Here is a 13,070-nt window from a genome sequence, read left to right on the forward strand (position 1 = left end):
GCCGTGCGCTCAGGGGCGCAGGGCCAGCTTGGGCGCGCGCGGGGCTGCGGCCACCTCGATCAGCATCAGGGCCAGGCGCTGCAAGGCGTCCCAGGGCTCCAGGGGCCAGCCGGGATGGCGCAGGCCCTTGACGATGCCGTCGCAGACCTGGGCCGCCTCCACCAGGGGCGTGAGCTGGGCCAGGCGCAGGCCGGGCACGATGCGCTCGAAGAGCTTTTCCTTGGCACCCCAGATGCGGCCCTCGCGCAGGGCCATGGGCAGGGGCTTGCCGGCCTCCACGGCCTCGCGCACGCGCTTGAGGGCGCGCACATCCTCGGCCAGGGTCCAGTGCACCAGCACGGCAGCCTCGCCCTCGGCGCGCAGGCCGTCCAGCATGCGCAGCACCCGGGTGAGCTGGCCGGCCAGCACGGCCTCGCTGAGCTTGAACACGTCGTAGCGCGCCACGTTCAGCACGGCCTGCTCGATCTGCTCGAAGCTCAGCGGCCCCTGGGGGTGCAGCAGGGCGAGCTTCTGCAACTCCTGGTGCGCGGCCAGCAGATTGCCCTCCACCCGGTCGGCAAAGAAGGCCAGGGCGCGCTGACCCTCCTCACCCTCGGCCACGGGCTGGCCCTGGGCCGCCAGGCGCTGGGCGATCCACTGCGGCAGGGCGCGGCGCTCCACCGGGTCCACGCGCACGGTGAGGCCATGAGCGTCCAGGGCGCCGAACCAGGCGCCGTTCATCTGGGTCTTGTCCAGGCGGGGCAGGCTGACCAGGGTGACCACATCCTCGGGCAGGGCCTCGCAGTAGCGCTGCAGAGCCTCGGAGCCCTCCTTGCCGGGCTTGCCCGAGGGAATGCGGATCTCGATGAACTGGCGCTCGGCAAACAGGCTCAGGGCCTGGGCCGCGCCCAGCACCGGGCCCCAGTCGAAATAGGCGCCGCTGACGGTGAAGACCTTGCGCTCGCCATAGCCCTGGGCTCGCGCCGCGGCGCGGATGGCGTCGCAGGCCTCCTGGGCCAGCAGGGGCTCGTCGCCGTAGACCGTGTAGAGGGGCTTGAGGCCCTTGGCCAGCTGGGCCGGGAGTGCGTCGGGGCGGATCTGCACGGCGCGGGGCTCAGCCGGGGAGGCGCACCGTGGCCAGGCGGCGCAGGATCTGGGTCACCGCATCGGACTGCATGGCGCGGAAGAGCTGGGCCTCCTCCTGCTCCTTGGCCAGGGCCTGGGTCTCGGTGTAGTTCATCTCGCGGCTCAGGCGCAGCTCGGTGGGTGGCAGCAGGATCTCGCCGGATGCGGTGCGCAAGAGATAGTCCACGCGCAGGCGCAGCTCCCACTCCCGCACCTGTCCGGCGCTGGTGGTCACCAGGGCCCGCTTGTCGCGGTCGTCGCGTCGCGCTTCCAGCACCAGCTCGGCACGGTTGAAGTCCTCGGGCACCTGCACCGAGGTGCGCGCCAGCAGCTGGCGCCGCAGCTCCGCCGCCAGGGGCGAGCCGGGCCTGAAGCCCTGCAGGCCCAGGCTGCGAAAGCGCAGTTCCGGCTCGCGCCGCGGCGCAAAGCCGCAGGCGGCCAGCCCCAGGGGCAGGGTGGCGAGCAGGAGGGTGCGGCGGCGCAGTGTCATCAGACGACGAGGTTGACCAGGCGGCCGGGGACGATGATGACCTTCTTGGCCGGCTTGCCTTCGCTGAACTCGGCGAACTTCTCATGCGCCAGGGCGGCGGCCTCGATGGCGGCCTTGTCGGCCTGGGCCGGCACCTTGAGCGAACCGCGCAGCTTGCCGTTGACCTGCAGCATCAGCTCGATCTGGTCCTGCACCAGGGCGCCCTCGTCTACCTGGGGCCAGGGGGCGTCCAGCAGATCGCCCAGCTCGGCGGCAAAGCCCAGGTCCTGCCACAGGGTGTGGCTGATGTGCGGGCAGGCGGGGTAGAGCACGCGCAGCAGCACCGAGACGCCTTCGCGCACGGCGGCGGCTTGGGGCCCCACATCCTTGAAGCCTTCCAGCGCATTCAGCAGCTTCATGGCCCCGGAGACCACGGTGTTGTACTGCATGCGCTCGTAGTCGTAGCTGACCTGCTTGAGCACCAGATGCACCTCGCGGCGCAGGGCCTTGCCCTCCTCGCTGAGGGCGGCGAAGTCGCTGCCCGCGGCCTTCAGCACCTCGGCATGCTTGGCGGCAAATCCCCAGACGCGCTTGAGGAAGCGGTGGGCGCCCTCGACGCCGGCATCGTTCCACTCCAGGGTCTGCTCGGGCGGGCTGGCGAACATCACGAACAGACGGGCGGTGTCGGCGCCGTACTGGTTAATCAGCTCCTGCGGGTCCACGCCATTGTTCTTGGACTTGGACATGGTGCCCACGCCCTCGTAGTCGATGGCCGAGCCATCGCTCTTGAGCTTGGCGCCGATGATCTTGCCGCTCTTCTCGTCGAAGACGTTCTCGACCTCGTGCGGCCAGAAGTATTCGATGCCGCCCTTGTCGCTGCGGCGCGAGTAGATGTGGTTGAGCACCATGCCCTGGGTCAGCAGCTTGGTGAAGGGCTCGTCGATCTTGACCAGGCCCAGATCGCGCATGACCTTGGTCCAGAAGCGGGCGTAGAGCAGGTGCAGGATGGCGTGCTCGATGCCGCCGATGTACTGGTCCATGGCGGCGCCGGGGCGCATCCAGTACTCGGTGCCGGCGCCGACCATGGCGTCGGGGTTCTGCGCATCGCAGTAGCGCATGAAGTACCAGGACGAGTCCACGAAGGTGTCCATGGTGTCGGTCTCGCGGCGGGAGGGCTTGCCGCAGACCGGGCAGGGCACGTTCAGGAAGTGCTCATGCTTGGCCAGCGGGTTGCCGCTGCCGTCCGGGATGCATTCCTCGGGCAGCACCACCGGCAGGGCATCTTCAGGCACCGGCACGGCGCCATGCTCCTCGCAGTGGATGATGGGGATGGGCGTGCCCCAGTAGCGCTGGCGGCTCACGCCCCAGTCGCGCAGGCGCCAGGTGGTCTTCTTCTCGCCCAGGCCCTTCGCGCCGAGCAGCTCGGCGACCTTGTCCACGGCTTGCTTGTGGCCCAGGCCATCGAGCACGCCGGAGTTGACACAGACGCCTTGCGTCTTGTCGCCGTACCAGTCGGCCCAGGCCGTGGTGGAGAAGCTTTGGCCCTCGACGGCGACGACCTGCTTGATCTCGATGCCGTACTTGTTGGCAAAGGCGAAGTCGCGCTCGTCATGGGCGGGTACGCCCATCACAGCGCCGTCGCCATAGCTCATCAGCACATAGTTGCCGATCCACACCGGCACCTGGGCGCCGGTCAGCGGGTGCGTGACCACCAGGCCCGTGGGCATGCCCTTCTTTTCCTGCGTGGCGAGTTCGGCCTCGGTGGTGCCGCCCTGCTTGCATTCCTCGATGAAGGCGGCCAGCTCGGCGTTGCCGGCGGCGGCATGCGCGGCCAGGGGGTGCTCCGGCGCCACGGCGCAGAAGCTCACACCCATGATGGTGTCGGCGCGGGTGGTGAACACGTACAGCTTGCCGTCCTGGATCAGGGCGCCGTCAGCGCCCTTGATGTCGTGCGGGAAGGCGAAGCGCAGGCCCTGGCTCTTGCCGATCCAGTTCTCCTGCATCAGGCGCACGCGCTCGGGCCAGCCGGACAGGTAGTTCTTGTCCTCGGGATTGCTGACTGCCGAGAGCAGCTCCTCGGCGTAGTCGGTGATCTTCAGGTAGTAGCCGGGGATCTCGCGCTTCTCGACCAGGGCGCCGGAGCGCCAGCCGCGGCCGTCGATCACCTGCTCATTGGCCAGCACGGTCTGGTCTACCGGGTCCCAGTTGACGACCTGGGTGCGGCGCTCGGCGATGCCCTTCTCCAGCATCTTCAGGAACAGCCACTGGTTCCACTTGTAGTACTCGGGCTGGCAAGTGGCGATTTCGCGCGACCAGTCGATGGCCAGGCCCATGGCCTGCATCTGCGACTTCATGTACGCGATGTTGGAGTAGGTCCACTGCGCCGGCGGCACCTTGCCCTTCATGGCGGCGTTCTCGGCCGGCAGGCCGAAGGCGTCCCAGCCCATGGGCATCAGCACGTTGTAGCCCTTCATGCGCAGCTGACGCGTGAGCATGTCGTTGATCGTGTAGTTGCGCACATGGCCCATGTGCAGCTTGCCGCTGGGATAGGGCAGCATGGAGCAGGCGTAGAACTTGGGCTTGCTCTGGTCCTCGCTGACGCGATAGGCGTCGCGGGACTGCCAGTATTGCCGGGCGGCGGCTTCGATCTCGTTCGGGGCGTACTTGTCGTTCATGATGGAGCACGGGGCGCTGAAGCCGCCGATTGTAGGAGGCGCTGCCGCACCGGCAGTTCAGCGCGGGGCGGCGGGCGCTTCGGCAACGAAGGCGATGCGGCTCAGGCCGGCGGCCTGTATCCAGCCGATCAGCTGGGCCACCTGGCCATAGGACACGCTTTTGTCGGCGCGCAGCTGCACTTCCAGGCCGGGCTGTGCCGTCGCGAGAATCTTCATGCGGCTCTGGAACAGACCGATCTCCACGCGATCGTCGTCCACATAGAGGCTGCCATCGGCCAGCATGGTCACGCCGATGAAGGCCGGCGCCTCGCTGGGCGTGGCGGCCTCGCTGCGCGGCAGGTCCAGGCGCAGGGAGCTGCTCATCAGCGGTGCGGTGATCATGAAGATCACCAGCAGCACCAGCATGACGTCGATCAGCGGCGTCATATTGATCTCGCCCATGGGCTTGGGCGCTTCGCGGCGTTCCAGGCGGCCGAAAGCCATGCTGCGGCCCTCTTCAGCCGGCCGCGCTCTGCAGCAGCTCGCGCAGATCGTGGGCAAAGCCTTCCAGCTCGGCCTCGCAGGCGGCGACGAGCTTGCCGAACACGTTGTAGGCCAGCACGGCCGGAATGGCCACGGCCAGGCCGGCCGCCGTCATCACCAGGGCCTCGCCCACCGGGCCGGCAATGCGCTCGATGCTGAGCTGCCCTCCCGCGGAGAGCTGGAGCAGGGCGTGGTAGATGCCCCAGACGGTGCCGAACAGGCCCACAAAGGGCGCTGTGGCGCCGATGGAGGCCAGCATGACCTGACCGTATTGCAGGCGCTGCAGCACGGCATGCAGGGCGTCGCGCAGTCGGCGGGTGAGCTGGGATTCGAGCCGGCCGGCGGCTTCCAGACAGGGGCCGGCCGGGGCTGCCCGCCCCGCATCGAGCAGGGGCAGGAGGATTTGCTCGCGGTCCAGGCCCAGCAAGGCCTGGCGACCGGCGTCCAGGTCCGGCGCCGCCCAGAAGGCGGGCACGGCGCGCTGCAGATCGCGTCGGGCGCGCCGCAGAGCCCAGCTCTTCCAGAAGATCAGCACCCAGGCGCTGAGGGACATCAGCAGCATCAGCAGGGCCACGCCACGCGAGACCCCATCGGCCTGGGCCCAGTAGCCTGCGAAGCCCGCTTGCATGGATGGAGTCCCTCCCTGCCCCGCCCTTACTTCAGGCCAAGCACGTCGTCCATGCCATAGAGGCCGGGACCGTTGGCGGCCAGGAAGCGGGCGGCGCGCAGGCTGCCCTGGGCATAGGTGACGCGGCTGCTGGACTTGTGGCTGATCTCGATGCGCTCGCCGATGCCGGCGAAGAGCACGGTGTGGTCGCCCACGATATCGCCGCCGCGCACGGTGGCAAAACCAATGGTGGAGGGATCGCGCTCGCCGGTGACGCCCTCGCGGCCGTAGACCGCGCAGCTCTTGAGGTCGCGGCCCAGGGCCTGGGCCACCACCTCGCCCATGGCCAGGGCGGTGCCGCTGGGGGCGTCCACCTTATGGCGATGGTGGGCCTCGACGATCTCGATGTCGTAGCCGGTGGACAGGGAGCGGGCGGCCAGGTCCAGCAGCTTGAGCACCACGTTCACGCCCACGCTCATGTTCGGCGCCATCATGACGCCGATCTCGCGGGCATGGGCAGCCACCTCGGCCTTCTGTTCGGGGGTGAAGCCGGTGGTACCGATCACGACCTTGGTGCCCAGCTCGCGGCAGATGGCCAGATGGGCCAGCGTGCCCTCGGGGCGGGTGAAGTCGATCAGCACATCGGCGCCGGCCAGGCCCTGGCGCAGGTCGGCGGTGATGGCCACGCCGCTGGCCTGGCCCAGCCAAGCGCTGGCGTCCTGGCCCAGGGCCGGGCTGTCGGTCCGGTCCAGCGCGCCGCTGAGACGGCAGTCGGGGGCGTTGACCACGGCCTCGATCAGCATGCGACCCATGCGGCCGGAGGCCCCGGCAATGGCGATATTCAGAACGGGCGCGCTCACGAGCGAGGCTCCAGCGGCGGGTAGCTGCGCACCGGGCCCACGGGCTCCTGGGCCTGGGCGGCCGGCCTGACCGGCACGGGCAGAGCCTTGCGCTCCTCCTCGCTCAGCTCCAGCTTGGGCACCTTTCCGGCCTTGAAGGTGTTGATCGAGGCGATGAATTCCTTTTCGCTGGGCAGATCGTCCGGCACATCCACGGACTTCAGCGTGTCACCCTCGAACCAAGCGACCAGATGGCGGGCCTGTGGTGCGGCACCCTGGCGGCGGATGGAGAAGGCGTAATCCCAGCGGTTCTCGTGAAAGATATCGGTCAGCAGGGGCGAGCCCAAGAGGTCTCGCACCTGGTTGCGGCTCATGCCGGGCTTGACCATGGCGACCTGCTCCTTGGTCAGCACATTGCCTTGCACCACTTCCAAGCGGTAAGGGGTGACCAGGCCCAGCACCTTGTCTCCGGAAACCGAGGGCAGGCTGTCCCACGAGGGCAGTGAGGAGCAGCCGGCGAGGCCAAGCAGGGCCAGGGCGGCCAGGGACGTCGGGATGATGGAACGCATATCTTCGGGGCCTTGGGGCGCAGGACGCCCATTGCTGGCTATGATTGCCCCATTCTAGCGGCAGGCCCAAGGGGGTTTGCCCAGCGCAGAACCCCATGGACCGGACCGAAGAAATCAAGAACAGCGGCCTCAAGGCCACCCTGCCCCGTATCAAGATTCTGGAGATCTTCCAGACCACGGCGCAGCGCCATATGACCGCTGAAGACGTCTACAAGGCCCTGCTGACCGAGGGGGCAGATATCGGCTTGGCCACGGTGTACCGCGTGCTGACCCAGTTCGAGCAGGCCGGTTTGCTCTCGCGCAACCACTTCGAGTCCGGCAAGGCGGTGTTCGAGCTCAATGAGGGCCATCACCACGACCATCTGGTCTGCCTGAGCTGTGGCCGCGTGGAAGAGTTCTACGACGCGCAGATCGAGGAGCGCCAGCACGCCATTGCCAAGGAGCGCGGCTTCGCATTGCAGGAGCATTCCCTGGCGCTGTACGCGAGCTGCACCAAGAAGGCCTGCCCGCATCGGGGTTGATCACGCTGATCAACCCGGCGTGAGTCACTAGCTGGGGTCGTCGAGCTGGCCGTTCTCGATGGCGCGCTGGTGGCGTTCGACGAACTCGCGGTAGGTGTCAATGCCACGCAGCTGCAAGATGGTGTTGCGCACCGCCGCCTCCACCAGCACGGCGAGATTGCGGCCCGCGTCCACGGCGATCACGGCCTTGCGCACCGGCATGCCCAGCACGTCTTCGTAGAGGGGCTCATAGGGCAGGCGCTCGAAATCGCGCTCCATGGTTTCCTTGCGGACCAGATGCACGATGAGCTTGAGCCGCATCTTGCGGCGCACCGCCGTCTCGCCAAAGATGGCCTTGATGTCCAGCAGGCCGATGCCGCGCACCTCCAGCAGATTCATCAGCAGCTCGGGGCAGCGGCCCTCGATGGCCGTCTGGGCGATGCGGAAAAAGTCCACCGCGTCGTCGGCCACCAGGCCATGGCCGCGCGAGATCAGTTCCAGGCCCAGTTCGCTCTTGCCCAGGCCGGACTCGCCGGTCAGCAGCACGCCCAGGCCCAGAATATCCATGAAGACGCCGTGCCGCGTGGTCCGGTTGGCGCAGAGCTGAGCCAGATAGGCGCGCACCACATCAATCACGTGGCCGGCCGAGTCGGCGGTGATGAAGAGCGGGATATCGGCGCGGTCGCACATGGCCACCAGGCGGTCGGGTGGCGTTTGGTCGTCCGCCACGATGATGACCGGCGGCTCCAGGGTGACGATGCGCGCGATGCGCCGGTCCAGCACCTCGCCCGAGGCCTCGCTCAGGTAAGCGACTTCGCGCCGGCCGACGATCTGGACCCGGTAGGGGTGGATGTAGTTGAGGTAGCCCACCAGGTCGGCGGCGGACTGTGCTTCGCGGAGCGCGCCCTCGTCGAAGCGGCGCTCGGGGTGAGCGTGCCCCGCCACCCACTCCCAGCGAAGAGACCGTCGGTGCTCCTCGAAGAGCCGGTCAGCGCTGATGGAGGTAACTTTCACGCGGCTCTGGGGCTGTGACTCAGGCGACCGACTTCAGCGGTTCCCAGGCCGAGATCAGGCGGTGCAGATCGGCCGCTTCATGCTCGGTCTTGAGGCGTTCACGCAGCTCGCGGTCGGAGAGCATCTCGGCGATTTCCGAGAGGATTTCCAGATGGCGCTGGGTGGCGGCTTCGGGAACCAGCAAGAAGATCAGGAGGCTGACGGGCTCGTCATCCGGCGCATCGAAGCCTATGGACTGCTGCACACGCAGCACGGCGGCCAGCGGGTTCTTCAGGCCCTTGATGCGGCCATGCGGAATGGCCACGCCATGGCCCAGTCCGGTTGAGCCCAGACGCTCCCGGGCAAAGAGGTTGTCGGTGACCGAGGCGCGCGCGATGCTGTGATTGTTTTCGAACAGCAAGCCAGCCTGCTCAAAGACACGCTTTTTGCTGGAGGCGTCCACATTCACCAGCACATTGCTGGCGGGCAGGATGGCGGCAAGACGGTTCATCGGGTCGCAGCGCCGGTTAGGGCTTGATGGGCCTTGGGCGGGACGCTTTTTCGGTAGCTAGGAGCCGGATTATAGGAATCATCGTCCCGATCTTGGTTTCCGAGTCTTGCAAGGCTCGGTACTTGTGCGCGTCTTTGCGGCGGCGCAGCAACAACAAGCGTGCTCTGCGCACAGCCGGGTTCGCGCAAGAAAAAGCGGCCCGCAGGCCGCCAGTATCAGAGGGTGCAGGTCTGGGACTCAGGCGCCCAGCTCCAGACGCTTGGGCGAGGTGTGATGATGGTCCTGCACCCGGTCCTTGTGTCGACAGACTTGGCGATCCAGCTTGTCCATCAGCTGATCAATCGCGGCATAAAGATCTTCATGGGACTGTTCCACGAAGATGTCACGACCCTTGACGTGAACATTGATTTCGGCACGTTGCCGGCGATCCTTCTCCTTTTGCTTTTCCACGGTGAGCAGGACGTTGATGTCGACGACCTGGTCAAAGTGGCGGGTCACCCTGTCCAACTTTGTAAGCACGTACTCACGCAGCGCCGGTGTCACTTCAAGATGGTGGCCGCTGATTGTCAGGTTCATAGAGCCTCCTTTCACGAGGGTGGACGGAAAAGCCGAATTCAGGGAATTAGGCAGGGACGGAAGATGCTGAATCGGGTGCGGGGTGTCGGATGCTGAGGGGCGGTGGGTAGCGGAGGCTTGGCTGCTGAGCTGTCGAGTCCAGTGTGCGCCGCCCTCTGCCATGTGACAAGAATTTGAAGCCAATGCCCTACCCAATCGGAGTGTTGCCCGTCCCAAGCGGGCATAGCTGTGCTTCAATGCGCTGTTGGCCTTTGCGCCACCCTGTGGCGGATGTGATAATTCTTTCGCCCCATCTCTGGAGTCATTCTTGGACAGCGATCACCCGCGGTGACCGTCCACTCCAGTGCCTGCAGCCGGTAGCACGCGTGTTGTGCCGACCGCCAGTCCGGAGTGAGACGGTAGCCCCGACCTCAGACCCATCCGGACGGCCCGCCCGTCCTCACCCGACGGCGCTGGTGCGCTGGAGTTTTTCTGCATGCTCAATGTTTTCACGCTGGACAATGGCCGCCTGCGGGGCGGACTGTTCCAGGAAGAGATCGCCAGTTCCGAGGCCTTGTCCCAGGTTCGCCCCATCTGGGTGGATCTTGAAGATCCCAGTGCCGAGGAAAAGGGTTGGATCCGTGATCATTTCGGCCTGAACATCCCCGAAGACATCGTTGACGATGACCTGGAAGAGTCCGCCCGCTTCTACGAGGAAGACAACGGCGAGCTGCATATCCGCTCGGACTTCCTGATTGATGACGACAGCTCCCCGCGCAATGTGCGTGTGGCCTTCATCCTCTTCAACAATGTGCTGTTCTCCATCCACAAGGAGGATCTGCCTGTCTTCCGGCTCTTGCGCTTGCGGGCGCGGCGCATCCCGGCCCTGATCGAGGATGCCAAGGATGTGCTGCTCAAGCTCTACGATGCCGACGCCGAGTATTCGGCCGATGTGCTGGAGGGCATCTACGACAGCCTGGAGAAGGTCAGCGCTCGCGTGCTCAAGAGCGAGGTGAATGATGCCGAGGCCGCCGAGGTCTTGGCCGCCATCGCCCGTGAGGAAGACTTGAACGGGCGCATCCGCCGCAATGTGATGGATACGCGGCGCGCCGTCAGTTTCATGATGCGCAGCCGCATGCTCAATGCCGAGCAGTTCGAGGAGTCGCGCCAGATCCTGCGTGATATCGACTCGCTGGACAGCCACACGGCCTTCCTGTTCGACAAGATCAACTTCCTGATGGATGCCACGGTTGGTTTCATCAACATCAATCAGAACAAGATCATCAAGATCTTCTCGGTGGCCAGCGTGGCCCTGCTGCCGCCGACCTTGATTGCGAGCATCTACGGCATGAACTTCAAGTTCATGCCCGAGCTGGATTGGAGCCTGGGCTACCCCTACGCCCTGCTCTTGATGGCCGCTTCGGTGGCCGCTCCGCTGATCTACTTCCGCCGCAAGGGCTGGATGCGCTGAGGCTCATTTTTGCCTCGGCCGGGCGGTTCCTCCAAGCGAAAAGGGCTTCCGCGAATGCGGAAGCCCCGGGCATAAAAGAGATCGCAAGACGCCCCGAGCCCAACGAGGGAGGGAGGGAGGAGGAGGAGAAGGGCCTCGGGATTTCTGCCTCCGTGTGGAGGCGGTCTCACGATCGAAATCTTGCTCCAAATATATAGCTGCTGTGCGGCCTTTGGGAACTATGTTCTCGGTGCTGGCGCTGGCAAGTGCCACGACAGTCCAGCATGCTAGGTGTACCTTGTGTTCAGGTTTGATGAGCAGCCCCCGGGGGATTTGTCCCTTCAAGCCGCTACAGCCAAGAGCCTGTACTGTTGTACGGCAGTACTTGGGCTGACTTTAGGCATTTTCAAGAGCCGGGCGCCGGCGCGGGGTCTTGTTTCGTTGGCCCGGCCTGCCGCCAGGGGCCGGGCATAGAATCAAAAAGTGCTCAGAGACGCTCAAGCAAGGACAGGCCATGCTCTATCCCGAACTCTTCAAGCAGCTAGAGGCCGTGCGCTGGAACATGGACACCGACATCCCTTGGTCCAGCTTTGACCCGGCACGCCTGAGCGACGATCAGGCGCACACCATCAAGATGAATGCCATCACGGAGTGGGCCGCCTTGCCCGCCACGGAGATGTTCCTGCGTGACAACCGGGAGGACAGCGACTTCTCGGCCTTCATGAGCGTGTGGTTCTTCGAGGAACAGAAGCATTCCCTGGTGCTCATGGAGTACCTGCGGCGCTTTCGCCCCGATCTCGTACCCACCGAGCAGGAGTTGCACGAGATCCGCTTTGAGTTCGACCCGGCGCCGGCGCTGGAGACGCTGATGCTGCATTTCTGCGGCGAGATCCGGCTGAACCACTGGTATCGGCGCGCTGCCGAGTGGCATACCGAGCCGGTGATCAAGGCCATCTACGAGACCCTGTCGCGTGACGAGGCCCGCCACGGCGGCGCTTATCTTCGCTATATGAAGCGGGCCATGGGCAAGTTCGGTGACGAGGCACGCGCCGCATTCGCCAAGGTCGGGGTGCTGATGGCCAGTGCCCGACGCACCGCCCAGGCCTTGCACCCGACCAACCTCCATGTCAACGCCGCACTCTTCCCGCGTGACACCATCCAGAGCCGTCTGCCCGATCCGCAGTGGCTCGAGCATTGGCTGGACAAGCAGATCCAGTTCGATGCCGTGTGGGAGGGCAAGGTGGTGGAGCGCATTCTCCACAATATGAGCCTGCTGATGGAGCGCAGCTTTGCCAGCGTCCAGGAGCTCAATCGCTATCGCAAGGAGCTGGGCGCCCAGTTGGCGGCCCAGCCCCAGCCCGCCGCCTGAGCGGCAGGCTGCTTGCGTGCGGCTCAGTGGCTGCGCTGGCGCTGCAGCACCAGCAGCCAGAAGCACAGGCCGGCCAGCACCAGGCCGCCGATCAGGTGGGGTGAAGCCAGGCCGCCCAGTGCGGCGAGTCCATCGTCCCAGGCCCAGCGGCCGGCGGCGGCGCTCAGCTTCTCGGGGCTGTGCTGCGCATGCTCAAACTCGCTGAGATGATTCATGAAGGCCTTGAGGGCGCCCTCGAGCTGGGTCTTCATCAGCTGCCACACGATGGGCAGGCCGTAGACCTTGTCCAGGACCAGGCCCCCTATGCCCAAGACGCCGAGCACCACGGGCACTCCCAGGCGCTTGAGCCAGGCCGAGGCGGCCATCAGCAGCAGCAGCAGGGGCGCCAGCCACAAGGCCATCAGCAGCGAGCCCAGCATCAGGCGCACCACACCGAACAGGGTGCTGAGCAGCAGGCCTGACCAGGACACCTCGGCCAGGGCGGCCGTGCCGCCCAGCTTGAGCACCAGGCCGGCGGCGACCGGCAGGCCCACCACGCTGCCCACCAAGACGGCCAGCATCGGGAGGAGCAGCACGTGCATGGTCAGCAGGGCACCCAGGCTCTCGCTATGACTGGCGGGCAGGGAGCGCCAGAACTCGATGGAGCGATCCTGCTGGTCGCGCCGTGCCAGCCCGGGCAGCTGAAACACCGTCGTGACCCAGATGATGGCGCCAATCAGCACGGCACTGGCGGACACCACCATATCCGCCAGCACGGTCGGATGCAGGTCCTCGTCCATCTCGACATGGCCCACGGGCAGCAGGGCCATGAACAGCAGGGGCGGTACCAGCATCAGGAGCAGCCAGCCGCGGTGATGCTGCATCCACTCGCGCAGCATCAGGGTCTTGAATCGTTGTGTCCACATGA

General features: G+C 66.1%; 14 protein-coding genes. 3 read left to right on the plus strand and 11 right to left on the minus strand.

The genetic code is table 11. From position 1 onward, the window contains the following. Window positions 1-9 precede the first annotated feature (9 nt). Genes holA through DFR39_RS02920 form a run of 7 tightly spaced genes read right to left on the minus strand, consistent with a single transcriptional unit; the run spans window position 10 to window position 6,785 of the window. A complete protein-coding gene (holA, locus tag DFR39_RS02890; protein ID WP_133602016.1) occupies window positions 10-1,083 on the minus strand; it encodes a DNA polymerase III subunit delta in 1,074 nt (357 codons plus the stop codon). Window positions 1,084-1,093: 10 nt separating this feature from the next. Continuing rightward, a complete protein-coding gene (locus DFR39_RS02895; RefSeq protein WP_133602017.1) occupies window positions 1,094-1,594 on the minus strand; it encodes an LPS-assembly lipoprotein LptE in 501 nt (166 codons plus the stop codon). Further along, window positions 1,594-4,248, minus strand: a complete 2,655-nt coding sequence (gene leuS, locus DFR39_RS02900) for a leucine--tRNA ligase (protein WP_133602018.1) — start codon at window positions 4,246-4,248, stop codon at window positions 1,594-1,596. Before leuS ends, DFR39_RS02895 begins: the two co-directional genes overlap by 1 nt. A gap of 57 nt (window positions 4,249-4,305) precedes the next feature. Next, a complete protein-coding gene (locus DFR39_RS02905) occupies window positions 4,306-4,731 on the minus strand; it encodes an ExbD/TolR family protein (RefSeq protein ID WP_133602019.1) in 426 nt (141 codons plus the stop codon). 13 nt (window positions 4,732-4,744) lie between these two features. Further along, a complete protein-coding gene (locus tag DFR39_RS02910) occupies window positions 4,745-5,398 on the minus strand; it encodes a MotA/TolQ/ExbB proton channel family protein (RefSeq protein WP_133602020.1) in 654 nt (217 codons plus the stop codon). Window positions 5,399-5,424: 26 nt separating this feature from the next. Next, the gene (gene dapB / locus DFR39_RS02915) at window positions 5,425-6,237 is read right to left on the minus strand and encodes a 4-hydroxy-tetrahydrodipicolinate reductase (protein ID WP_281277217.1); all 813 of its coding nucleotides are present in this window, start codon (window positions 6,235-6,237) and stop codon (window positions 5,425-5,427) included. Then, window positions 6,234-6,785 carry an outer membrane protein assembly factor BamE gene (locus DFR39_RS02920; RefSeq protein ID WP_133602021.1) on the minus strand — a complete coding sequence of 184 codons (552 nt, stop codon included), beginning with the start codon at window positions 6,783-6,785 and terminating at the stop codon, window positions 6,234-6,236. Before DFR39_RS02920 ends, dapB begins: the two co-directional genes overlap by 4 nt. Window positions 6,786-6,880: 95 nt before the next feature. Here DFR39_RS02920 and fur point away from each other — a divergent pair, with 95 nt between their 5' ends. Then, window positions 6,881-7,306: a ferric iron uptake transcriptional regulator gene (fur, locus tag DFR39_RS02925; RefSeq protein WP_133602022.1), complete on the plus strand. Its 426-nt coding sequence runs from the start codon at window positions 6,881-6,883 to the stop codon at window positions 7,304-7,306. A gap of 27 nt (window positions 7,307-7,333) precedes the next feature. Here the strand turns inward: fur and hprK are convergent, their stop codons facing one another. The 3 genes from hprK to hpf form a co-directional block, all read right to left on the minus strand. Further along, window positions 7,334-8,299: an HPr(Ser) kinase/phosphatase gene (gene hprK, locus DFR39_RS02930; protein ID WP_133602023.1), complete on the minus strand. Its 966-nt coding sequence runs from the start codon at window positions 8,297-8,299 to the stop codon at window positions 7,334-7,336. Window positions 8,300-8,318: 19 nt separating this feature from the next. After that, window positions 8,319-8,789: a PTS sugar transporter subunit IIA gene (locus DFR39_RS02935; protein WP_133602024.1), complete on the minus strand. Its 471-nt coding sequence runs from the start codon at window positions 8,787-8,789 to the stop codon at window positions 8,319-8,321. 237 nt (window positions 8,790-9,026) lie between these two features. Continuing rightward, a complete protein-coding gene (gene hpf, locus DFR39_RS02940; RefSeq protein WP_133602025.1) occupies window positions 9,027-9,365 on the minus strand; it encodes a ribosome hibernation-promoting factor, HPF/YfiA family in 339 nt (112 codons plus the stop codon). A 475-nt stretch (window positions 9,366-9,840) separates the two neighbouring features. On the opposite strand from hpf, the gene corA reads away from it, so the two are divergent. Together corA and DFR39_RS02950 are read left to right on the plus strand one after the other, a co-directional pair. Further along, window positions 9,841-10,815, plus strand: coding sequence for a magnesium/cobalt transporter CorA (corA, locus tag DFR39_RS02945; RefSeq protein ID WP_133602026.1), 975 nt, complete (start codon window positions 9,841-9,843; stop codon window positions 10,813-10,815). Window positions 10,816-11,308: 493 nt separating this feature from the next. Beyond that, window positions 11,309-12,163, plus strand: a complete 855-nt coding sequence (locus DFR39_RS02950) for a ferritin family protein (protein WP_133602027.1) — start codon at window positions 11,309-11,311, stop codon at window positions 12,161-12,163. A gap of 23 nt (window positions 12,164-12,186) precedes the next feature. Here the strand turns inward: DFR39_RS02950 and DFR39_RS02955 are convergent, their stop codons facing one another. Continuing rightward, window positions 12,187-13,068 (minus strand): hypothetical protein, encoded by an 882-nt coding sequence (locus tag DFR39_RS02955; RefSeq protein WP_133602028.1) that lies wholly within the window; start codon window positions 13,066-13,068, stop codon window positions 12,187-12,189. Between the last annotated feature and the right edge of the window lie 2 nt (window positions 13,069-13,070).

The sequence above is a fragment of the Roseateles asaccharophilus genome, assembly GCF_004362405.1.
GTDB classification, from domain to species: domain Bacteria; phylum Pseudomonadota; class Gammaproteobacteria; order Burkholderiales; family Burkholderiaceae_C; genus Kinneretia; species Kinneretia asaccharophila.

Excerpts from the sequence above, each read along its gene's own strand:
- DFR39_RS02910 (WP_133602020.1), bottom strand. The coding sequence starts at position 5,398 with ATGCAAGCGGGCTTCGCAGGCTACTGGGCCCAGGCCGATGGGGTCTCG.
- DFR39_RS02895 (WP_133602017.1), bottom strand. The coding sequence starts at position 1,594 with ATGACACTGCGCCGCCGCACCCTCCTGCTCGCCACCCTGCCCCTGGGG.
- leuS (WP_133602018.1), bottom strand. The coding sequence starts at position 4,248 with ATGAACGACAAGTACGCCCCGAACGAGATCGAAGCCGCCGCCCGGCAA.
- hpf (WP_133602025.1), bottom strand. The coding sequence starts at position 9,365 with ATGAACCTGACAATCAGCGGCCACCATCTTGAAGTGACACCGGCGCTG.
- DFR39_RS02955 (WP_133602028.1), bottom strand. The coding sequence starts at position 13,068 with ATGTGGACACAACGATTCAAGACCCTGATGCTGCGCGAGTGGATGCAG.
- corA (WP_133602026.1), top strand. The coding sequence starts at position 9,841 with ATGCTCAATGTTTTCACGCTGGACAATGGCCGCCTGCGGGGCGGACTG.
- DFR39_RS02920 (WP_133602021.1), bottom strand. The coding sequence starts at position 6,785 with ATGCGTTCCATCATCCCGACGTCCCTGGCCGCCCTGGCCCTGCTTGGC.
- DFR39_RS02935 (WP_133602024.1), bottom strand. The coding sequence starts at position 8,789 with ATGAACCGTCTTGCCGCCATCCTGCCCGCCAGCAATGTGCTGGTGAAT.
- fur (WP_133602022.1), top strand. The coding sequence starts at position 6,881 with ATGGACCGGACCGAAGAAATCAAGAACAGCGGCCTCAAGGCCACCCTG.
- DFR39_RS02905 (WP_133602019.1), bottom strand. The coding sequence starts at position 4,731 with ATGGCTTTCGGCCGCCTGGAACGCCGCGAAGCGCCCAAGCCCATGGGC.
- DFR39_RS02950 (WP_133602027.1), top strand. The coding sequence starts at position 11,309 with ATGCTCTATCCCGAACTCTTCAAGCAGCTAGAGGCCGTGCGCTGGAAC.